Source organism: Paenibacillus aurantiacus (genome assembly GCF_042431225.1).
GTDB lineage: Bacteria > Bacillota > Bacilli > Paenibacillales > Paenibacillaceae > Paenibacillus_Z > Paenibacillus_Z aurantiacus.
The window spans coordinates 161,144-183,183 of sequence record NZ_JBHMDO010000054.1; the positions used below are offsets into that span (position 1 = coordinate 161,144).

Here is a 22,040-nt window from a genome sequence, read left to right on the forward strand (position 1 = left end):
ATACAAATTATAAAAACAGCATGGAGGCATAAGAAAATTTATGGCTGACTTTGAATGGTATCGTTCATTTGTATCCATTTATCGCTTACGATCAATATCTGCCGCTGCTAAATTCCGCTATATGACACAGCCTGCTTTGACTCACCATGTAACTGCGCTTGAAGCCGAAGTTGGTGAAGTCTTGTTTCAGCGAACATCGCGTCAAACGTTACCCACCGAACAAGGAAAAAAGTTGTATCGCCAAATTTCGCGTGCCGTTGATCAGTTAGAACGGATAACGGCTGGATTTCAGAGTCAGTCTGAGCATCCTGTTATTCGACTCGGCGGCCCAAGAGAATTCGTGTATGAATCCATCCTGAATCGAATAGATGGATCACCTCAACATCTGAGTATTAGTTTTAATGAAACAACAGAGATCATTGAATCGTTAAAAACGGGTCATTTGGATGTAGCTATTATGACATCGTACATAGACATACCTGGAATCGTATTCGTCCGCTTGCTGAAGGAATCGCTACGTCTTGTAGGCCCGGCGAATACGAAGTTCCCAACAGAACTCGGCGAATCTTCAACTGTAAAAGAATCATTGGAACATTTGGACTGGATCAGCTATAGTTCCGAGCTTCCATTCATACGAAAATTTTGGATCGAAGCATTTGGAGAATGTCCACCTTTGCTTCCACGCGTAATCATACCTGATATTCGGATTATTAAATCGATGCTAGTGCAAGGAAAAGGCGTGAGTGTAATGACTGATGATATGATCAAGGATGAATTATCCGAGGGCTCTTTGAAGGAATTATGGGTGCCAACTAACCCCATTACGAATGAAGTTTGGTTAGCTTATCGTACGATTGACCAAATCAATCCTACGATCATGAAATTTGTAGAGCGGTGTACTTGTACTCCTTTCTCTCGCTAAAATCGCAATCTGCTCGCTCATTCGCCAGAGATACTTACGGAGATTAATAAACCCGCCTAAATGGAATTCACTCCACTCCGACGGGCTTTTTTGCATCCTGCTAATTGGGGAGCCGGTTCATCAACGACTTGCCATTGAACCATTTCGTCTTTGAAAAGAAATACGATTCATTCTAACTTCTACACCTCATCGTGGTTAAATTAGTTGCCATCTATGTATACAACGTGAAAAACGGGCGTACCGAATGATACGTCCGTCTACAAAAGTAAGATTCATTTCTTCTGCTTATAAAACTCATGATACAGCTTCATCAGCGCCCGCTTCTCTATCCGCGACACGTAGGAGCGGCTAATCCCCAACTCCTTCGCAATCTCCCGCTGCGTCCGCTCTTCCCCACCGGTGATCAGCTCGAACCGCCCCACCACGACTTCCTTCTCCCGGTCATCCAAAATATCCAGGTTCTTATAAATCTTACTCTTCTCTATTTTAAGTTGAACTTATGAGTTTTCACAGAAAACTTGCTTCGGAAGCATATGCTCCGCCCCATCGTCGGCTTCCGATCCAAGGATGTCGATCAGCGTAATTTCGTTCCCCTCTGTGTCCGTCCCGATCGGGTCGTGCAGCGAAACGTCCTTCTTCGTTTTCTTAAACGAACGCAGGTGTATCAGGATTTCGTTCTCGATACAACGGGCCGCGAACGTCGCGAGCTTCGTCCCTTTGCCCTGCTGGAAGCTCTCGATCGCTTTGATAAGACCGATCGTCCCGATGCTAATTAAATCTTCCAAATCCTCGCCCGTGTTATCGAATTTTTTGACGTTGTGAACACGACCCTATGTAATTTCGGAACAAAAATAAACCGATCTCCGCCTCGAGACGGAAATCGGTCTATCCCCGCTTATTATTTCTTTCCTGCAAACGGTCATCAATGACTTTCACCCATTCTGGTAACGGTGTTACAAAATGTTTGATTGTGGTCTGATCCGCTTCAAGTACAATTTCACCTTCATTACTGTTGTTGTCAATGACGATGAGGGAGTCAATCAAGTTCAGGTGTTCAAGCAGATTTCTCAAGGAGGTCTGATGGCGCCTAAGGATATCTTCCGTATCGATATGATGGCCACCATTTCGAACTCGCAGAGCAACACGTTCAATGTTAAGACGCACGTCTCCTAATCCAACATAAAACATGATGACTTCGAAACCATTCGACTTCGCTTCCTGCATTTGTCGGATCACGTTGCCGCCTGCAAGCGTAGTTTCAACTGTAAAATCACGCTTATGCAAAATGCATTCCCTTACAAGCTTGATGGCTTCTTTACCCGCAGAAACTTTGCGACGGTCAGGATTTTCTCGATCAATGCCACGAGCCAAGGCATCGGGATCAATAATAACACTAACACCAAGCCGTTCAATAATCAGATTGCGAATCGTACTTTTGCCGCTACCGTTATTACCGGCGAATACAAACATGGTGGCAATGGGATCATTCATGATAGAGATCCTGTTCATTTATTCGCTCGATAACGCCATCGCTGTACTCTTTAACAAATTCACCTTCACGTGTTTTGTATACGATATAAGTTCCGTTCGCTTTCGCATCCAATTTTGCTCGATCCCCGGTTAGCTTAATATACTTGCTTAGGTCCTGTATACGGTTCATTCCTTTTCACCATCCACATTCAATTGTATAGCTGAAGTATATCATATCGGAATTCTTAAAGCAGATATCAGCGGCAAAGAACGAACAAAACAGACGTATCGAAATCATACGTCTGTTTTACGGTTTGCAATCAACTCTAATCTCAACGAAGACTTACGCAACTGTAGACTCACCAGTAGCCACCCGTCACTTCTTCTGCTTATAAAACTCATGATACAGCTTCATCAGCGCCCGCTTCTCAATCCGTGACACATAACTCCGCGACTCCCATGTGTCTTATATACAATATAAGTTGACCACCAACCCCCAAAACATATACCCGTTTAGGCGACAAAAGTGAAAATTTTGTCGATTTTTGTACAAAAATATTCAAATTCACGGTATCTCGACCGATATACCTTAAGTAAAACTGCTTTCGTTCACAGTATACAGCTTAGAGGGGAAAAGACAGATGAAAAAAAAGACATTTACGACATGGTTGATGGCAACCAGTGTAGCGGCGGCGGCCATGACGCCGTCCGGCCCGGTATCTGCATCCCCGGAGTTGGCCAAGACATCGGAAGCTTTGTTTAGCGACTGGGGACAGATCGATTCATCTCTCCAGGAAGCCGTTATTCAAGCTTCGGAGTTGGGCTTGATAAGCGGCGATCCTTCCGGTAAATTCCGCCCTTTAGATACGCTTACCAGACAGGAACTTGCGGTTCTGCTGGCGAGGTTTTTGCATATTGACCCCGTGAATACAAAATACTCTTCTTTTCATGACGTTGCGGTCATCGCTTGGGCGCATCCTTATATCGAAGCCGTAAAGGCAGCGGGAATCATGCAGGGTGACGGGAAAAGTTTCCGACCCGGCGAACGCGTCACCCGCGAGGAATTGGCCGCGGCCCTCATGAAAAGCATTCGACAAGATAAGACGGCCGTCGCAGCCGATTCGGCGACGTTCGCGGACCGTTCACAGGTCAGCGCGTGGGCCGGACAGGCCGTTCAAGACGCGTTGACGCTTGGCATGATGGAACTGAAAGACGGACATTTTGCTCCAAAGCAAGCTGTACAGCGTCAAGAAGCCGCTGCTTCGCTTGTGCACGCCTTCCACGAGCAGACGGCTGTATTGGATTGGACCGATGGGCAGCGTATTTCGATCGGCGGCAAAACGTATCTGATCGGCGATTCGCTGAAAGGGCTGCTGCGTATCGAAAATAACCCCATCCTCAAAGGCGCAAAAATTCGTTTTGCCGCGGCGGGCAGCACATTGAATCGGATCGACTACCTGGAGATCGTGCAAAGCGGAGAAAACCCGGCAGCCGGCGAAGCGGAATTTTCGCGAAATATCGTGCTTGACGCTCAAGGAGACCGAATCGAAGGCAGCGTCGTCATCTCCGGTGATTTCGTGACCGTAAAGCATTTGACGGTCGCCGGCGATTTCGAGATTTCGCGGGCTTTGTATCACGACTTTTATGGCTACGACGTCACGGTATCGGGCAAAACGGTCATCAACGGCGGCGATACCAATACCGTTGTTTTTGAAAATGCCAAGCTGCAAACCGTCGACATTAACAAAAAGGACGTGCGGGTTGATGCCTCCGGCACAACGACGGTCAAGGAGTTTCAGATTTATTCCAGTACGACGCTAATCGGAGAAAAAGGTTCGACTATCGAACGCGTTACGTTGAAGGACGGCGCGGAGAACGTTGATATCTCGGCTTCGATCGATTCCCTGATCGTAAGCTCGGGCGCAAGCGTAAATCTGGCGACGGGCAGCCGCATTCAACGGATTGAAGTTACCGACCGGGCGGCTCAGTTGAAGATTCAACCGGGCGCGAACGTAGACGATATCAAGCTGCCGACTAACGTCGATATTTCCGCGATTGTTTCGAATTACGAGCAAGTCCGAAGCCAGATCGGGAACGTGAACGGCACGAAACCTGCGTCTCCGACTGTTCAGCTTCCGCCAGCATCGTCGCAAACTCCGACGCCGAATCCAAGCACGCCGCAGGACCCGACGCCGAATCCGGACCCAACGACGCCGCAGGACCCGACGCCTAATCCGGACCCAACGACGCCGCAGGACCCGACGCCTAATCCGGACCCAACGACGCCGCAGGACCCGACGCCTAACCCGGACACAACGACGCCGCAGGACCCGACGCCTAATCCGGACCCAACGACGCCGCAGGACCCGACGCCTAATCCGGACACAACGACGCCGCAGGACCCGACGCCGAATCCAGGCCCAACGACGCCGCAGGACCCGACGCCGAATCCGGACCCAACGACGCCGCAGGACCCGACGCCTAATCCGGACCCAACGACGCCGCAGGACCCGACGCCTAATCCGGACCCAACGACGCCGCAGGACCCGACGCCGAATCCGGATACAACGACGCCGAATCATGCGCCTACGGTTGCGAATCCGATCAGCGACATGACGGTTCAGGACGGACAACCGGCGGATGATCTTGATCTGAGCGCCGTATTCGCGGACGAGGACGGCGATGCTTTGACGCTGTCGGCCGTATCTTCGAACGAGAACGCGGCGACGGTCAGCGTCACGCAGGACAACAAGCTGCAAATCGCGCCGGTTGGCGGCGGATCTGCCCTCATTACCGTAACGGCGAATGATGGCAAAGGCGGTACGCAGACCGCAACCTTCACGCTCACCGTAAACCGCGCGCCGTATACAGTCAATGCCGTGGCGGATCAAAATGCTAGGGTGGGAGAGGGCGACGTAACGGTCGGCTTGTCCGGCATCTTCGCGGACGATGACGGAGATCAATTGGACGTCTCGCCCGTGTCGGAAAATCCAGGCGTGGCCGAGGTCAGAAAGTCCGACGACGGCAGTCAGCTGATCATCACCCCAGTAGCTGCGGGATCCGTGAAAATCGTGCTTACCGCAGCGGACCCGACGGGCAGAGAAGTTAAAGACGAGTTTATGGTTAGCGTAGCTCCCGCTTATGCAAAAACGCCGTTCTTCTCCGAAGTCGATTGGGGCAGCGATTGGAATCAATATTTTGAAATCTACAATCCGACGGGCAGCCCGATCGACCTGGATCGGATTTCCATCGAATGGGGAAATACAGGAAGGATGTCCCTTTCGGATGCGGATGCCGGCGTAAGCGGCGTAAACAATCTGCCTGCAGGCGATGCGATTATAATCTCGGATATGCTTTCCGGCGATTTGCAGAACCCTCAGCTGCAGTACGGCTTCGATATCGCTTCCGAGTATTCTGACTCGATTGTCGTTAAGCTTATCGTCGATGATGTCGTCGTGGACAGCATCGTCTTCAAGCCGAACGTATCCGCCTTCCGTCAGAGCGGTACCTTGGCGGGCAGCGAAATCTACGACCCAAGCAAATGGAGCGAGCAATCTTACGATTCTTCTCTGCAGGATCTTGGCACATATACAAACAACTAGATCGCCTGAAAAATTCCAACGACAACTAAGAAGATAGCTAAAGGGGATATGCAGGTGAAGGATCGTGTATTCAAATTGCTGGTTGCGACCAGCGTGCTTGCCACTGCGATCGGACCGAACCCGGAATTTGCTTTTGCGGCAAAAGAATTCGGAGCTTCGAATCGGGAATCGGCATTCCTTGACCTCGTGCAGGTTCCGGCTGCGCAGCGGCAGGCTATTCTCGCAGCGGCCGGGCTTGGCTTGCTGACCAGTGGATCGGACGGGCGTTTTCGCCCCCAATCTCCGCTGACTCGGCAGGAGCTGGCCATCGTGCTGACGAGAATCCTCAAGCTCGAAGTGAAAGAAACGAGCCGTTCATCTTTCAAAGACGTTACGTCTCAAACATGGGGACGCAACTATATCGAGGCAGCCGCCAAGGCCGGTCTGATGAAGGGAGACGCGCAGAAGAATTTCCGCGCCGATGCGCCTGTCACCCGGCAGGAACTGGCTGCTATCCTGGTTCAAGCCGCCAAGGTCGCTCAAACGAAAACGAACGAAAAGACCGTGCTTCAAGACGAGAAAGCAGTCGGCGCATGGGCGAAAAACGCCGTGCAATCTGTACTGGAGAACGGATGGATGGAAGCGCAAAACGGTTATTTCCTTCCGAAGCAGGCCGTGACGCGGCAGGAGATCGCAAGTTTTCTCATGGAAGCTTTTTACCCTGACCAGCTGTCCGGCGTCACTCGTACTATTCAGAACGTTTCCGAACAGGGCGTGACGATCAACGGGTATACCTATGCTGTCTCCGATCGGACGAAAGGGATTCTGAGCCAGTCGAACAGCGCGATTTTGCAGGGAGCGAAGATCCGATTCGAAGCCCGGGGACGCAATCTGGACAAGATTACGTACCTGGAACTTCGGCGCGGCGGAACGGCCGCTTCGAAAGGCGCCAAAGAATTCAGCGCCAATCTGCTGCTCGATGGGAAGCTGGGCATTGTCGACGGTGACGTTAAAGTCGCGGACGACTATATTTCGATGGCCAACCTGACGATTGCGGGCGACCTGGAGATTGGCAAAGAGCTGGAGAACGACTTTTACGGCAGCGGGATCGAAGTGCAAGGAAATACGATCGTCAACGGGGGCGACGCCAACACCGTCGTCTTCGAAGGCTCGAATCTGGCGGCCGTCGACGTTAACAAAACGAACGTGAGAGTCGAAGCGCTCGGTCAGACTTTCGTACAGGAGATGAACGTGAACGTCGATTCGACGATCGTTGGAACCTCCAAGGCGTCGATCGATCAGATTAACGTGACGGGAGCGGCACGGCAGGTGGACCTTCAGGGAACGGTCGGTTCGGTCACCGTTAGTACCGCTTCCACGATTACCGGGACGGCAAATATCGCTCAGATGACGGTCCAGACGGCGGCTCCTGTAACGCTAGACACAACGGGAAACATCGCCAAACTGAACGTCACCCAATCTTCGGCGGCGATCACCGTAGGGTCGAACCTGACGATTAGCAGCCTTTCGGCCCCGTCCGGCGTGTCAGCAGGCTCGGTGATCACCAATTATTCCGCCGTCCAATCTCAGATCGGCAGTTCGGCACCTGTCAACAGCGCGCCGATCGTTCGTAATGCGATCAAGGACTTTACGATGACCGTCGGCGAGAAGAAGACGATCGATCTTTCTAAAGTGTTCGACGATGTCGACGGCAACCTGTCGTATTATAAAGCGCTGCTGGTTAAAGCGGCTTCTGCGCCCGAACTCGTCACGGTAACGATAGACGGCAACAATTTAACGATCGAAGCGAAGCTGGCGGGCAAAATCACGGTGCGTACGCAGGCTTACGATACCAACAATGCTCGTACTAATCACGATTTCGCGGTAACGGTGAACCGGAATCCGGTCGCGGCGGATGTTCCCGAGCAGATGGCGACGCTCGATGCAGCGGCAAGCACGTTGGACCTGAGCGCATACTTTACGGATCCGGACGGGGATACGCTGACTTACAAAGCCGTATCTGGCGACAATAATGTCATTACCGCATCCGTATCCGGCACGCTGCTGCAGCTGCAGGCAATCGCGCTGGGGCAAACGACGGTTACCGTGACGGCCGAGGACGGTCGAGGCGGTACGGTCGTCAAGGATATCATCGCTCGCGTCAATCGTTCGCCGCAGACCCTGATCCCCCTTCCGGACCGCAAAGCTTCGATCGGAACGGATCTACAGGTCGACCTGTCGAACGCTTTCCAAGATCTGGACGGGGATACGCTGACTTTTGAAGCTTCTTCGCAAAGCGCGTCTTCGGCAACTGCGGTCGCAAGCGGCAGCGCGCTGACCATCACGCCTCTGGCGGAAGGTCCGGTGTCCGTCACCGTCACGGCCAAAGACGGCAAAGGCGGAACGGCGAGCCAAACGTTCACCGTCAACGTGAACCACGGCCCCAAGCTGGATCGGTCCCCGGGCGTGCAGGAAACGATGGTTGGGCAAGGCGACGTCTTCGTGGAATTGGACGGCATGTTCAGCGATGTGGACGGCGACCCGCTGACCTATGAGGTTCAGTCGGCGTCAGCCGCCGTCGCAACCGCGGAGCTTGTTTCGAACAACCGGGTTCGCTTGTCTCCCGTATCGGGCGGCGTTACGACGGTAACCGTAACAGCAAACGACGGCCGCGGGGGAACGACGAGCGGAACCTTCGACGTTCGGGTCAACGAGGCGCCGACGGTTAAGCAGCCGGCCAGTGACCGCTCTATCCAATTGACGGGCGGGGACGTGACCGTCGATCTTGCGAACGTCTTCCAGGACGTAAACGCCGACAATCTTACGTTGGTGGCGGAATCCGTCGATCCGGCAATTGTGACGGTTGAAGTAAGCGGTACGCTGCTGAAGCTGACGCCGGTTAGCGCGGGCATCTCGACCGTAAAGGTAACGGCCGACGACGGCCGCGGGGGCCAGATCAGCGACAGCTTTGCTGTTCGGGTTAATCGGGCTCCTCTGGCAGCAGGTTCGCTTGCCGATCAACTGCTAACGATAGGCAACGGCGACAAAAAAATCGATGTAACCGGCGCGTTCTCCGATCTGGACGGCGATGCCTTGACCTACCAAGCGGTATCTGCCGACGACTCCATCGCCGCGGTATCCGTGTCGGGCGGCGAAATCGCGGTCGATCCTCTCGCTGCCGGAACGGTGACGATCACCGTGACGGCCAACGACGGGTACGACGGAGTAACGAGCAAAACGTTCGACGTGACCGTTAACCGTGCTCCGATCGACGACCAAGCCGTATCGGATCAGCTGATCACGCTCGGCGCAGCAGACGCTACCGTCGATTTGAGTCAAGCGTTCCGTGACGAAGACGGCGACGCTCTGACGCTGACCGCTTCTTCGCTCTCCGAGAGTCTGGCATCCGTATCGTTGGACGCTGTTTCCAATCTGCTTACGATTCATCCGCTTGCCGGAGGAACCGCATCGATCCTCATCCGGGCGGAAGACGGCCGCGGCGGTACGAAGACGCAGACGTTCGAGGTTAAAGTCAACCGGGCTCCTCAGGCTGGGAATCTGGCCGATCGGACCCTGTCGCTCGGAAGCGCGGATCAAAAGCTCGACTTAAGCGGCATCTTTACGGATGCGGACGGTGACGCGTTGTCGTTCAGCGCAGCTTCCGCCAATTCTGCCGTAGCAGCTGTCGTGCTGAATGGCCAGCAGCTGTCACTGATCGCGGTTGCCCTGGGCAAGACGAACGTGACCGTTACCGCGTCCGATTCGCGCGGCGGCTCGGTGTCGAGCACGATCGCAGTCGAAGTGCGGCCGAATCGGACGCCGGTTGTGAACCAAACGATCAACGCACGAACCGTTCAACCGGGCAAAGAAATCGAGCTTGATCTTACAAACGCGTTCAGCGATCCGGACGATGATGCGTTGAGCTATCACGCCGTATCCGCCGATACGCCTTTTGCCTCGGTATCGGTAGCGGATCATCGGTTGACCGTAAGCGGCATTGCGGACGGAGCCACCGTGATCACAGTGACGGCGACGGACGTGGCGGGAAATCAGGTGGATACTTCGTTCCAGGTCAACGTATCATCCAACGAGTCGCCGGAAGTTGTCGGCTCCGCTCCAGAACAGATGGTTGTGCCGGGATTCGCGACTCAAGTTGCACTCGATTCGCTATTCCGGGATACCGATGGCGACCCATTAACGTATAGCGCGGTCGCTGCTGCGGGGGGAATGATCGTTCCGAGCGTCGACGGCAATATGCTGAAGCTGGCTTCCGGAACCGGCAGCGGCCAAACGCTGGTGACTGTAACGGCCGACGACGGACGTGGCGGGAAGACAAGCACGACGATTCAGGTCACCGCGGTCGAGATCATCCATCAGAAGTCCATTACGACCAAGGTTGGCGTTGCGGACGTCTCTTATAGCCTGGCGCCTTACTTCCAGGCGCAGCAGCCGCTTACCGTCTATCGCGCGGAGAACGGCTCGCTCGTCAAAGAAAACGCACCGCTCATGAACGGTACCACATTGAAGATGGTTCCGGGCAATTCGAGCGGCATCATTTCTTACTTTGTCATCGCTGCAGACGGCAAAGCCGCATCCGTTCAGTTGAACGTGCAGCAGCAGCTGGGAGCCGGGGCGTTCTTCTCGGAATATACGCGGGAAAATCAAATGAATATCGTGCTTGAAATGTACAATTTGAATGAAGATGCCATCAACTATCAAGTAATCGGGTACCGTTACAATACGCAGACCAAACAGATGGAGAGAATGCTCGATCGAGACTATCAACCGAATCTTTATGCGAACGTGTACAATATTAATAAAGGAACTATCGGTCTCGTGATCAATAACGTATTCTATGAATTTATGGATCGCACCCAGGTTCCGGGCTATCACGACGAGCTCGTCATGAACCTGGATTGGAATTACAAATTCGACGGCTATGTCGTCTGCGCGTTCGAATTGGTCCGAAACGGCCAGGTCATCGACGTGCTCGGCGACAAGAACTGGACGCCGGCTTCGGGCTCCGAACCGCTGCCGACAACCGGCACGCTGATCCGCAAAAAAGGCGTCGCTACCGGCTCGGACTCCTTTAGTCTAGACGGCGAATGGGATCTCCTGCCATTCACGCTTGAGAATGTCAACAAACACTTGCCTTAATTTCACGCAAACCGCAGTGGAAGGAAAACAAGCTTTCCTGATGGTCTGCCCCCCGTCAAGTAGTCCGTACAAATAATAATAGTCATTTAAATGGCCTCAGTTCTGAATTCTATCAGACTGAGGCCGTTTAATTTCCTCGCCCGTGTTATCGAATTTTTTGTCAATGTGAACACGATCCAATGTAAATTCGGAACAAAAATAAACCGACTACCATCTCGAGACGGAAATCGGCTTACATCTTTTCATTATTTGAATCGCTCTATCTCTCCCATCGTAGGCAGTGAATCGATCGCTCCGGTTCGCGTTACGGTTATGGCCGCGGCTTTATTGGCGAAAGCCAGCATTTCGCGAGCGGATGCCTCATCAATACCTCGGGCAAATGCCGGCTCTTCCGCGAGCCGGGATAACAACGAGCCAACAAAGGCGTCGCCCGCCCCTGTCGTATCGATTGCTGCCACCCGTTGTCCCGGAACCGAAACGCTGAAATCTCGTGCGTACCAGACCGCACCTTCCGGACCGCGCGTGTATACGACATGCTGCACGTCGCCGACGAACAGCGAGTCGATCGCAGTCTGCTCGTCCGCATGACCTGTGATGTATGCAAGCTCCTCATCGCTAATTTTCACGATATGACTATGCGGTAGGAATTCCAGGATCGTCTGCCTGCACGATTCCCGATCCGGCCAGAGCGCAAGCCGCACGTTAGGGTCGAAGCTGACGACAGCGCCGGCAGCCTTCGCCAACGCAATCGCTTTGCGGTGCGCGTATTTGACCGGGGCCTCGATTAAATCGACGGAGCAGAAATGCAGAATGTCGCCCTCGCCAAACCATTCGCCCGCGATCTCCGATTCCTCCAGCAGCATGTCGGCGCTCGGATTGCGGTAGAAGGAGAATTCCCGATTCCCATCCGCTTTTAGGCTAACGAAGGCTAGTGCCGTATTCGCCTCGCTCGTCCGGAATACATAGCGCGTATCCACGCCGGCTTGCTCCATCGTCTCCACGAGAAAGTCTCCGAATGCGTCAGCGCCAAGCTTGCCGATAAACGAACTGCGTCCGCCGAGCTTCGCGACCGCGCATGCCACATTCGCCGGCGCGCCGCCTGCGGCTTTACGGAAGCTGTCCACTTCCTTCAGCCCTCCCCCCTTCTGATGAGGGATGAAATCGATTAACGCTTCTCCAATCGTAAATACTGTCCGCACCTTCATGCTCCCTTCTTGACGTTGATCAGGCTAATCAGCGGCCCAACTCCTTACTCGATATCCCACTTCCGAAGCGACGCCACCCGGCAGGATCCGGTCGAAAACAAACGTAAGCCCGTGGACGCCGCACCCGGATAGATCCGTCCGGTCATGACGATCTCGCCATCGCCGACAAAGACCTCCACCGAGCTTTTGTCCACGAAAATGCGCAAGCCAAGCTTCCCTTCCACAAGCCTCGTCATGGCACGGCGCTCGCCGCCGGGGCCAATACCGGACCGGTCGCGGTTGAATCGGAATAGCTGATCATCCGACCGATAGGTCAATACCGTCTCCTCGCCGTCGCCGACGCGCAGCTTCAGTCCGAACTGCTCGGCTTGGAGCGCTTCGAATACGACTTCGAGCTCGTAACAATCGCCGCCGACCGGCAGCTCGCGTTCCCCGTCCAGCCAAATATCCGCTTCCGAATAGGCGTTACACCGGTAGTTCTCCAGTTCTGTAACCGGTCGGTAAATAATTCGGTTTTCCTGCCGTACTGCTTCCCTTGGCAAGCTCATCGCGCCCGCCCAATGATGACCGCTCTGCGTCGGAATGTCCGTTTCCCACATATCCATCCAGCCGATGACGATGCGCCGCCCTTTCTCGTCCAACGTAGATTGCGGCGCATAGAAGTCGAAGCCGTGGTCTACCTGAGCATGCCGCTCCATTTCGAACCGGCCTGTCTTCGAATCGAATGCGCCGATGACCGCCATCGTGGAATGCAGGTTGCGGTACTGCTCGCCCTGTGCCGGCATCCGCTGCGGCGACAGCATGAACACGTCCTTGCCGCCAAGCTCGAACAGATCCGGACATTCCCAGTTATCGCCGAATTGGCCGTCGCTGCGCGCCAGCTCCCCGATGAACGTCCAGTTCATCAAGTCGTCCGACCGGTAAACGAGCGCAAGTCCGTTGCCCGCACCGTCATTGGAGCCGAGCAAGACGTAATAACGTCCATGCCGCTCAAATACTTTCGGATCGCGAAAATCTTTCTGGCTCGCCCATTCCGGGATCTGGTCATAGCCGATGACCGGATTGCGCGCATGCTTCTCAAAGGTCACCCCGTCCTCCGATACCGCGATGCCCTGCGATTGCTTGTAATCCCGGTCCTTATCCGGACCGGTCACGACATGGCCGGTGTACATCAAATAGAGCTTGCCGTCCTTGCCGATCGCACTGCCGGAGAAACATCCGCCTCGGTCGAATTCCGTATCCGGCGCAAGCGCGACCGGCAGGTATTCCCACTTGATCAAATCTCTGCTTCGGGCATGACCCCAATGCATCGGTCCCCATACCGGCTTATAGGGATAATGTTGATAGAACAGATGGTATTGGCCATCGTGATGGACAAAGCCGTTAGGATCGTTCATCCAGCCGAACTCCGCCATCAGATGGTAATTCAGCCTGTAATCCGGTCTCAACAGATGCTTCGATTCCCGGATGAAGCGATCAGCTTGCTCTCTCGTATACTCTCTAGTCTGTGTCATAAGCCATCCTACCCTTAGCGTTAATTTTATTTGATCGAGCCTTGCATGACCCCTTGAATGATGTACTTCTGGGCAAACAGATATACCACGATGATCGGAAGAATCGTCAGGACAAGGGCTGCCATCAGCGGTCCGTAATCCGACGTGTAGGTGCCCTGGAAGCTGTACGTCGAGAGAGGGAGCGTCCGCTGCTCCGGGTCAACCAGAATAAGAGAGGGCAGCAGGTAATCGTTCCAAATCCAGAGGACGTTCAAAATCGCGATCGTCGCCGTCGTCGGGGTGAGCACCGGAAATACGATCCGGAAGAAGGTCTGCGTCCGCGTACAGCCATCGATCATGGCCGCCTCTTCCAGCTCCGCCGGAATGCTCTTCACGAATCCATGATAGATAAAGACGGCCAGCGAGCTGCCAAACCCGAGATACATGTAAATAAGCGACCATTTATTGTCCAGCATCCCGAGCGATCCGTAAATTTTCACGAGCGGAATCATGATCGCCTGAAACGGAATAATCATCGAGGCGACCATAATCATAAACGCATACTGATTGAACTTCGTGTTATTCCGGACAAAATAGTGTGCCGTCATCGCGGCGAACATCGAAATAAGCAGCACGCTGACGACCGTGATGACAAGCGTGTTCGAGAACGCGGTCAAGTAGTTCATCTGCTCGAACGCGTTCTTGTAGTTGGTGAAATCCAGGTGTTCGGGAAGCGACAACGGATTGGACGTAATGGCTTTGTTTTCTTTGAACGAGTTCAGGATCAGCACGACGAACGGAACGATAAACAGAATGAGGCCAGCCGTTAGCAAGACGGTCTTCAGCCACGGAATAGCGGATTTGCTGCCAACCATTATGCCTCCACCTCCATTCTTTTGCTGAAATACACTTGAAGCAGCGTAATCGCGGCGACAAGCAGGAACAGTACGAACGCCTCTGCCTGACCGACCCCGTAATCGCGGGATAGGAACGCCTTCTCGTAGACATGCATCGATACCATCTCCGTGCTTTTGAACGGTCCGCCTTTTGTCAGGGTAAGGTTCAGATCATACACCATGAAGCACCGCTGCAGAGAAAGGAAGATGGTAACGATGAACGACGGAATCATGAGCGGAAGAATCATCTTGCGCATTTTCGTCCAGCCGTTGGCACCATCGATGCTTGCCGCCTCCAAAATATCGCCGGGCACACTCATCAGTCCGGCGACGAAAATGACCATCATGTAACCGGCATACTGCCATACCGTGACGATAACAAGCGACCAAAATGCTTTATTCGGATCAGCTAGCCAAGAAGCGCCAAGGAAGGGGATCCCCGCCTTGGTTCCGAAATAAACGAGCACGTTAGAGAAAATAAACTGCCATATAAACCCGAGCACGATTCCGCCAACTAGGTTCGGCACGAAAAAACCGGCTCTGAAAATGCTTTGTCCTTTCATGCCCCTGGACAGCATATATGCCAGCGCAAATGCGATCGCGTTAATAAGTATGACCGAGAGAAAGACATACTTCAGCGTAAGGCCGAATGACTTCCAGAATACGCCGTCCTTGAATACTTCGCCGTAATTGCTGAGTCCAACGAGCGAATGCGACGTGGAAATACCGTCCCAGTTGGTGAAGGTCAAATAAATGCCGTATAGAAACGGAACGATCATGACGGTAATAAATGCAAACAAGGTGGGGCCGGTAAACAGCAGCCTTGAGCGCAGTTTGTTCCATACTCCTTTTTCCGCAATCATAACGATACCTCTCGATCTGTAGGGGATAATGGGGAATGACTTGAAGAAAACAATGGATAAGACACGGTTGTCTTATCCATTGCTCCATGCTATCTGTGCGCTTGAACAGAACTTATTTCACGTTCTTCCAATAGTCCTCGATTTCTGCCGCCAGCGCGGCGCGGTCGCCCGCTTTCGCCAAGTATTTCTGCATGGATGCGCCGACTTTCGACCAGTGATCCGCCGGAAGCGCGCTCATGGACTGCTCGGATTTCCCCTTCGCAATATACGCTTGAATCGATTGTCCAAGCGGGTCGGCCGCTGGAAGCGTAATGTTCTTGAACGCCGGAATAATGCTTGCTTTGTTCACGAGGAAATCCTGTCCCTTTTGCTCATAGACGATCCAGTTCAGGAACTTCTTCGCCGCCTCCTGCTGCGCAGGCGAGCTCTTTTCTTTGTCGAGCACGATCCGCTTGGAGACCGCTGACGAAATTTCCTGGTTGCCGTAATCGTCCGGATTGTTGCTGATTGGCACCGGCAGGAAGCCATACTGCCCGTTTGCCGTATCGAAGCTGCTGATTTGCGGCCATGCCCAATTGCCCATGAACCAGATGCCGACTTCGCCCTTGCCGAGCACTTCCGGACCGCGCTCATAGACGCCGGACAGCGGCGATTTTTGGTCCACGTTGTATTTCATCATCACATCGAACGAATCCATTAGGCCATTGAACACCTTATTGTTCGCCAGATCAGCGGTGCCGGCTTTCAGCGAATCCATAAATTTGTTCACTTCTGCCATATCCTTGTTCTGGCCGGCATAGGCAAGCGGCAAATAGTGCGCGCCAAGCGACCAGTCCATAGGCGAGATGACAAGAGCCTTCTTGCCCGATGCTTCGATCTGCTTGAACAGATTTTCCAGATCAGCCGTCGTCTTAATCGTGGACGGATCGAAGCTGCCGCCTACCGCCTTGTCGACGACCGCTTTATTATAGATGAAACCGTAGCCTTCAATCGCAAGCGGGAACGCGAAGTTCTTGCCGTCGAAGTTCGTCAGGTCAGTGGCATTCGCTACGGCATCGGCATTCCATTTCTCGCCGCTCAGGTCAAGAATGCGGTCTTTGAACTTCTCGACGTCTCCGGTATCCAGCATGATCATCGTCGGCGGATTGCCGGATGCATACATCGTAGATGCCCGTTCGAACGGCGAGGTGCCGCCAGGAACGGTCTGAATTTCAAGCGTGATCGCCGGATTGTCTTCATGGAACGCCTTGGCAGCGTCTTCAAGCTGGGATTGAATTTCGCCTTTGGAGTTCAGAAGGGTAATCTTCACCTCATCGCCGACAGCGCTTTCACTGCCTGACGAATTTGCCTTTTCCGCAGTATTCGAAGCGCTGCTGCCGCTATTCGACGCGTTGCCGCCGCACGCCGTGACTGCCATAACGAAAATAAGTGCAAGCATAGATAGTTGAAACCCCTTGATTCTCTTCACGTTTCTTCCCCCAATTTGATTAATAGTTGGTGTGGTAGTAAATTTGAATCGCTTACATGAAACAGTATATGTCAACCGTTTAACATATGTCAATCGTTTGACATGTCAAACGATTGACATAGCAGATAAAAAGAGCATTCTAGGTTGTAGAACGCTCTACTAACTGAACCGGCAGCACATTCTCCACCTCGAATGGTTCCCCCTCCAGCTGCTTGCGGATGAGCTCAACGGCCATACGGCCCATCTCCCCAATCGGCTGCCGGATCGACGTGATCTCGGGGTTCAGCCAGGAGGCGGCGTTAACATCATCATAGCCGATGATTCGAACATCCTGCGGCACCCGTTTACCCACCCGAATGCATCCCTTGACGGCAAAAGCCGCTATAATGTCGCTCGTCGCGAAAATCCCGTCCGTATCCGGATGCTCCTCCAGCAGCGTATCAATTATACGCTCGTATTGCTTTTGGTCGAAGACGTTCATGTCCGTCTGAATCGTAATATGCTGAACGCCTTGTTTGCGCGCGGTTTCGTGAAAAGCGTTCGTGCGCAAATTCGATAGCATATGCAGCTCCTGGTTGCCGCATATGTGCGCGATTTTGCGGCACCCCTTCCGAACGAGCAGCTCCGTGGCCATCTCGCCTCCCCGGTAATTGTCAGAAGATATGGATGGGATTTCATCATCAATCTGTCGGTCGATCGTCACGATCGGGGAGTGCAAATGGCGGTACTCCTCCACATCAAGCGTATGGCTGCCCATGATAATGCCGTCAACCCGGTTCCTCTTCAGCATTTCGATGTAATCCCGCTCTTTCGCCGGATCGAGCTGGGAGTTGCATAGCATCACCTTAAAGCCAGCTTGATAGGCATAGTATTCCACATAGTTCGCCAGCTCGCTGAAGAACGGATGGGAGACCGTCGGAATGATCAGACCAATTACGTTTGACTGCTTTCGGAGCAAAGAACGGGCAATTTCGTTCGGCTGGTAATTCAATTCCGCCATGATATCGAATACTTTCTTGCGCGTCTTCTCGCTAATATAACCCCGGTTGTTCAGCACCCGCGATACCGTCGTGACCGATACGCCAGCTTTCGTTGCGACATCATGTATCGTAGCCATTTCTGTCCCTCTTCTTTTCTTACAAAATTATGTTCACACTATAACCGATTCTTCCCCGAATAGACAAGTTCAATATCCATCGGGGTTCCTGTTTCCTTTTAAAGAGACCACGCAAGGGACTCCCTGCTAATAATACACCATTCACCTGCCACAATCTTAAAATAAACACAAAAGCCACTCCCTCTCGGAGCGGCCCTGAACTCACTTCTTCTGCTTATAAAACTCATGATACAGCTTCATCAACGCCCGCTTCTCAATCCGTGACACGTAACTCCGCGAGATCCCGAGTTCCTTCGCAATCTCCCGCTGCGTCCGCTCTTCCCCGCCAGAAATCAAGCCAAACCTTCCAACCACGACTTCCTTCTCCCGGTCATCGAGGATATCCAGGTTCTTATAGATCTTGCTCTTCTCTATTTTAAGCTGCACTTTATCGGCCACATCGTCGGCTTTCGAACCGAGGATGTCGATGAGCGTGATTTCGTTCCCCTCTTTGTCCGTCCCGATCGGGTCGTGCAGGGACACGTCCTTCTTGGTCTTCTTCAACGAACGCAAATGCATAAGGATCTCGTTCTCGATACAACGGGCTGCGAACGTCGCGAGCTTCGTCCCTTGGCCCTGCTGGAAGCTCTCGATTGCTTTGATCAGACCGATCGTCCCGATGGAGATCAAATCCTCTAAATCTTCCCCGGTATTATCGAGTTTTTTGACATTGTGAACACGACCTGATGTAATTTCGAACAAAAAATAAGCCGGTTTCCGTCTCGTGACGGAAACCGGCTTACACCTCCTCATTACTTCCTTCTTGGAACTGGTGATTGATGATGTTCACCCGTCTGTATGATGCTTGGTGGTCCATCCACTTCCAGTTAAACCTCGCCAGCGGAACTACATTGTCAATGAAAATAAGATCAATACTGCTGTCCATTCAAGTTAAGTTAAGCTGAAAGTGTCTCCTCTTCCTCAAAACTTAAGCTTTGGCGATACTCTGCCGCAGTCATAGTTTTAATAAATTCAACCGTCGGATCTATCTCCTGAACAATTTGTTGCAGCCCATCAACCGTTGCATAGAAGAACTCTTTGCGCAGGTTGATCTTGTTCACTCGTTGTTTCTCTAGAACAGTATGTAATTTCTGCTCTAAACCCACCGCATCGTCACTGAATACGAGTGCGTGCACATCGAATTTGAACGGAACCGACGCATCACCAAGTTCCTCAACCCGATCCATTGGATCAAGACGTCGAGTCATACCGACTTTAAACATCTGCTCTCCGAAAGACCCAAGGTTAGATATTACATATACATAACCCGCCTTGCCATTGGCCCGTTTGATGATTTCTTCCTTGGCATCTTCCAGTTTTTCGACCTGTTCCTTCAGTTCCTTAAGGCGTGCCTCTAGAGCAGCTATTTTAGATGTATCCGTTTCGGTAGCAAGAAGTGCCTTATTCCGCTCAATTTCTTGGATGTACTTCTCTTCCTCCTTCTCGATCTTTTTTCGTTCCTCTTCAAGAAGTCTCTTCTCTTCTGCCTCTTGACGCATAATTTCACGAATTTTTCGTTGTTCTTCTTTTTCAAGTTCCTTTTGAACATAGTACTTGAACTCAATTCGAATAGCCATCTCAAACAACGGAGCAAGTTCTGTAAGGAAGCGTGTGACCGTTGGTAAGATATTTGCATTACCGTTCGCGCAGATTCCCAAATACTTGTTTATCAATGTTTTCGAGTTTTCGATTGCTTTATCAAGATTACTGTAACTCAATGTATAGAGGATATTTTGCAATTCTGCCTGAAGACCAATTACCATTAATTCATAAATAGTGGCATTAGCCTTTGTTGTATATCGGGAACGGTAAGACTCGAGTAGATTCCGAATATCCTTATTATTGGCGTTCATTTCTGCTCGAAGTGCTTTCGAATCCTTGTAATGCAGATTCAAGTGAACAATGGTGTCAAGAACCTCCCCGTCATTCATTGCAGACTCTAGGAGCTTAATTTGCTCTCCAATGGCGTTGAAATCAACAGCATTAGGAAACTGTTCGATCAGTCTTTGAACCCCTAATACGTCAGCTTTGAACTTTCTAGCTGTCTTCTCCTGTTTAGATATCTCCTTCGTAAGTTTGAGATTGCTCTCTTCTAATTGTTTATTTTCATTCGTAAGTTTTTCTTTTTCAGATAATACAGCCACAATATCTTGTTTGGCTGACTCAACGATTACAGTTGCCTCTTCATTAGCAGCCCTAATCAGTTGAATAGCCCTTTCTTCGCCTGCCAATCGAACTGGAGCAATTGTCTCCTCGATAAGTCGTTCCATGTTATTAATTTTCACTTCGATCTCGGCAAGTTGTTTCTTTTTTTCCTCTAGTGATTTATCAAGACGGAATAATTCAAACACTTTCCTTAACATCTGACGCCTCCAAAAAACGGTTAATTTAAGAAGAACTTACTACTTTATTCGACATACCTAGCAGATGTCCTCCAATAAATTAAGTGATAACTCTGCAATTACAACTATATTGCTAGTTTCTTTGTCTTTTCAGTATAGTGATTGAATTCTCCGCCTTTTTCGCTGGCATAAAGAATACATCTATTAGGAATTTCATCGGATCCTCACTGTCGCTTCATAATGAAAAAATACGGTTCCATGCAACAAAAAAAAGACATTTAACAAATGTCAAATGTCCTATAAAGCTACGTATTAATCGAACGCGATAAAGTAAATCACAACTCATGATACTGCTTCATCAACGCCTGCTTCTCTATCCGAGACACATAACTCCGCGAGATCCCCAATTCCTTCGCAATCTCCCGCTGCGTCCGCTCTTCCCCACCTGTAATGAGCCCGACCCGGCCCACAACGACTTCCTTCTCCCGGTCATCGAGGATATCTAGGTTCTTATAGATCTTGCTCTTCTCTAACTTCAGCTGTACTTAAAATTTTCGCAGTAAACTTACTTCGGAAGCATATGCTCGGCCACATCGTCGGCTTCCGAACCGAGGATGTCGGTCAGCGTAATTTCGTTCCCCTCTTTGTCCGTCCCGATCGGGTCGTGTAGGGAGACTTCCTTCTCACCTTAACCTTCTATGCATCATCTTGCCAAACACTTCATCAATTTCAGTTGAGCAGTAATAAGAAATAAAGGTTCTAAATTATACCGCATTCCCTTATATCCATTTTAAGAAGAGATAAATGTGATGTGATGCCAACTATCTATTGAAAATACTTCTTCAAATTGGGGAGGCCAACTATGAACAAAAACAACCAAGATTATTGGAGTGAGATCCGCTGGCAATCAAAACTAACCAGTGTATTAAAAAATATAAATCCAACAACATTGGAATCTTTCGCAAAACGCCTTCAATATTCCTTAGGAATACCTGTTGTACATTCTGTTGTTAGCAATGACTCGGAAAGATGGACGGTTTCATATTATGGGGGAAAGAATAACGTTAGCGTTCACCTCATCCTTTATCTTCATGACCCAAAAACTAAAACTGTAGGGGTATCCTGGCTCGAAATATACCAACCAACCGTTGAAATCGTTGATTTCATTGTGCACCCAAAGGGGCAAGGGATAGGGACAAAAACAATGCAGGTATTCTTCGACTATATTGAGGAATCAAACTTGGGCTTCGAAATTATGATGTTAAGAGCTCAAGATAAAACTGCTGCACGGTTCTGGCGTAAAAACGGTTTTATAAGCTGGAATGGACCAACTAATCAATCTTTAAGCATGACACGTCCCATCAATCTGAAACATAAAAAATCCAAGACTCTGGTTAAACTCTCATATACCGATTCATTAAGCAAGAAAAGTAAAATCATTAACAGCTACCATATTACTAGCATGGAATAGCACTCCAGAAGAAAAC

Annotated in this window: 13 protein-coding genes and 3 pseudogenes; 4 read left to right on the forward strand and 12 right to left on the reverse strand. The window is 51.3% G+C overall.

The annotated features are described in order from the left end of the window. Nucleotides 1-40 precede the first annotated feature (40 nt). Nucleotides 41-922 carry a LysR family transcriptional regulator gene (locus ACFFSY_RS33675; RefSeq protein WP_377502758.1) on the forward strand — a complete coding sequence of 294 codons (882 nt, stop codon included), beginning with the start codon at nt 41-43 and terminating at the stop codon, nt 920-922. 272 nt (nt 923-1,194) lie between these two features. On the opposite strand, the pseudogene sigK (ACFFSY_RS33680) reads toward ACFFSY_RS33675, so the two are convergent. From sigK (ACFFSY_RS33680) to ACFFSY_RS33690, 3 genes and pseudogenes are all read right to left on the reverse strand, one after another. Then, nucleotides 1,195-1,743, reverse strand: a pseudogene (gene sigK / locus ACFFSY_RS33680) (RNA polymerase sporulation sigma factor SigK); the annotation flags it as partial. A gap of 64 nt (nt 1,744-1,807) precedes the next feature. Further along, the gene (locus ACFFSY_RS33685; RefSeq protein WP_377502760.1) at nt 1,808-2,413 is read right to left on the reverse strand and encodes an ATPase; all 606 of its coding nucleotides are present in this window, start codon (nt 2,411-2,413) and stop codon (nt 1,808-1,810) included. Between the two features lie 355 nt (nt 2,414-2,768). Beyond that, nucleotides 2,769-2,846: pseudogene (locus ACFFSY_RS33690) on the reverse strand (RNA polymerase subunit sigma-70); the annotation flags it as partial. A gap of 187 nt (nt 2,847-3,033) precedes the next feature. Here ACFFSY_RS33690 and ACFFSY_RS33695 point away from each other — a divergent pair. Together ACFFSY_RS33695 and ACFFSY_RS33700 are read left to right on the forward strand one after the other, a co-directional pair. Then, nucleotides 3,034-5,994: an S-layer homology domain-containing protein gene (locus ACFFSY_RS33695; RefSeq protein ID WP_377502762.1), complete on the forward strand. Its 2,961-nt coding sequence runs from the start codon at nt 3,034-3,036 to the stop codon at nt 5,992-5,994. A gap of 54 nt (nt 5,995-6,048) precedes the next feature. Next, complete coding sequence (locus ACFFSY_RS33700; protein WP_377502764.1) at nt 6,049-11,130, forward strand: Ig-like domain-containing protein; 5,082 nt, start codon at nt 6,049-6,051, stop codon at nt 11,128-11,130. 245 nt (nt 11,131-11,375) lie between these two features. Here the strand turns inward: ACFFSY_RS33700 and ACFFSY_RS33705 are convergent, their stop codons facing one another. The 9 genes and pseudogenes from ACFFSY_RS33705 to ACFFSY_RS33745 all read right to left on the reverse strand — a co-directional run. Next, nucleotides 11,376-12,329 carry a carbohydrate kinase family protein gene (locus tag ACFFSY_RS33705; protein ID WP_377502765.1) on the reverse strand — a complete coding sequence of 318 codons (954 nt, stop codon included), beginning with the start codon at nt 12,327-12,329 and terminating at the stop codon, nt 11,376-11,378. Between the two features lie 50 nt (nt 12,330-12,379). Then, entirely contained in the window at nt 12,380-13,849 is a 1,470-nt protein-coding gene (locus ACFFSY_RS33710) for a glycoside hydrolase family 32 protein (RefSeq protein WP_377502767.1), read from the reverse strand. Nucleotides 13,850-13,875: 26 nt separating this feature from the next. Further along, a complete protein-coding gene (locus tag ACFFSY_RS33715; protein ID WP_377502769.1) occupies nt 13,876-14,703 on the reverse strand; it encodes a carbohydrate ABC transporter permease in 828 nt (275 codons plus the stop codon). Beyond that, nucleotides 14,703-15,587, reverse strand: a complete 885-nt coding sequence (locus ACFFSY_RS33720) for a carbohydrate ABC transporter permease (RefSeq protein ID WP_377502771.1) — start codon at nt 15,585-15,587, stop codon at nt 14,703-14,705. Before ACFFSY_RS33720 ends, ACFFSY_RS33715 begins: the two co-directional genes overlap by 1 nt. Nucleotides 15,588-15,699: 112 nt before the next feature. Continuing rightward, nucleotides 15,700-17,025, reverse strand: a complete 1,326-nt coding sequence (locus tag ACFFSY_RS33725) for an ABC transporter substrate-binding protein (RefSeq protein ID WP_377502835.1) — start codon at nt 17,023-17,025, stop codon at nt 15,700-15,702. A 169-nt stretch (nt 17,026-17,194) separates the two neighbouring features. After that, nucleotides 17,195-18,172, reverse strand: a complete 978-nt coding sequence (locus ACFFSY_RS33730; RefSeq protein ID WP_377502773.1) for a LacI family DNA-binding transcriptional regulator — start codon at nt 18,170-18,172, stop codon at nt 17,195-17,197. A gap of 201 nt (nt 18,173-18,373) precedes the next feature. Then, a complete protein-coding gene (sigK, locus tag ACFFSY_RS33735; RefSeq protein WP_377502775.1) occupies nt 18,374-18,964 on the reverse strand; it encodes an RNA polymerase sporulation sigma factor SigK in 591 nt (196 codons plus the stop codon). Between the two features lie 143 nt (nt 18,965-19,107). Continuing rightward, nucleotides 19,108-20,574: a GIY-YIG nuclease family protein gene (locus ACFFSY_RS33740; RefSeq protein WP_377502777.1), complete on the reverse strand. Its 1,467-nt coding sequence runs from the start codon at nt 20,572-20,574 to the stop codon at nt 19,108-19,110. A 314-nt stretch (nt 20,575-20,888) separates the two neighbouring features. After that, a pseudogene (locus ACFFSY_RS33745) lies at nt 20,889-21,235 on the reverse strand (sigma factor-like helix-turn-helix DNA-binding protein); the annotation flags it as partial. A gap of 180 nt (nt 21,236-21,415) precedes the next feature. On the opposite strand from ACFFSY_RS33745, the gene ACFFSY_RS33750 reads away from it, so the two are divergent. Next, nucleotides 21,416-22,024: a GNAT family N-acetyltransferase gene (locus ACFFSY_RS33750; RefSeq protein ID WP_377502779.1), complete on the forward strand. Its 609-nt coding sequence runs from the start codon at nt 21,416-21,418 to the stop codon at nt 22,022-22,024. The last annotated feature ends 16 nt before the right edge of the window (nt 22,025-22,040 follow it).

Bases quoted from the DNA above. Each gene is read 5' to 3' on its own strand.
- ACFFSY_RS33675 (WP_377502758.1), top strand. From the start codon at position 41: ATGGCTGACTTTGAATGGTATCGTTCATTTGTATCCATTTATCGCTTA.
- ACFFSY_RS33685 (WP_377502760.1), bottom strand. From the start codon at position 2,413: ATGAATGATCCCATTGCCACCATGTTTGTATTCGCCGGTAATAACGGT.
- ACFFSY_RS33695 (WP_377502762.1), top strand. From the start codon at position 3,034: ATGAAAAAAAAGACATTTACGACATGGTTGATGGCAACCAGTGTAGCG.
- ACFFSY_RS33710 (WP_377502767.1), bottom strand. From the start codon at position 13,849: ATGACACAGACTAGAGAGTATACGAGAGAGCAAGCTGATCGCTTCATC.
- ACFFSY_RS33715 (WP_377502769.1), bottom strand. From the start codon at position 14,703: ATGGTTGGCAGCAAATCCGCTATTCCGTGGCTGAAGACCGTCTTGCTA.
- ACFFSY_RS33720 (WP_377502771.1), bottom strand. From the start codon at position 15,587: ATGATTGCGGAAAAAGGAGTATGGAACAAACTGCGCTCAAGGCTGCTG.
- ACFFSY_RS33725 (WP_377502835.1), bottom strand. From the start codon at position 17,025: ATGCTTGCACTTATTTTCGTTATGGCAGTCACGGCGTGCGGCGGCAAC.
- ACFFSY_RS33730 (WP_377502773.1), bottom strand. From the start codon at position 18,172: ATGGCTACGATACATGATGTCGCAACGAAAGCTGGCGTATCGGTCACG.
- sigK (WP_377502775.1), bottom strand. From the start codon at position 18,964: ATGAGGAGGTGTAAGCCGGTTTCCGTCACGAGACGGAAACCGGCTTAT.
- ACFFSY_RS33740 (WP_377502777.1), bottom strand. From the start codon at position 20,574: ATGTTAAGGAAAGTGTTTGAATTATTCCGTCTTGATAAATCACTAGAG.
- ACFFSY_RS33750 (WP_377502779.1), top strand. From the start codon at position 21,416: ATGAACAAAAACAACCAAGATTATTGGAGTGAGATCCGCTGGCAATCA.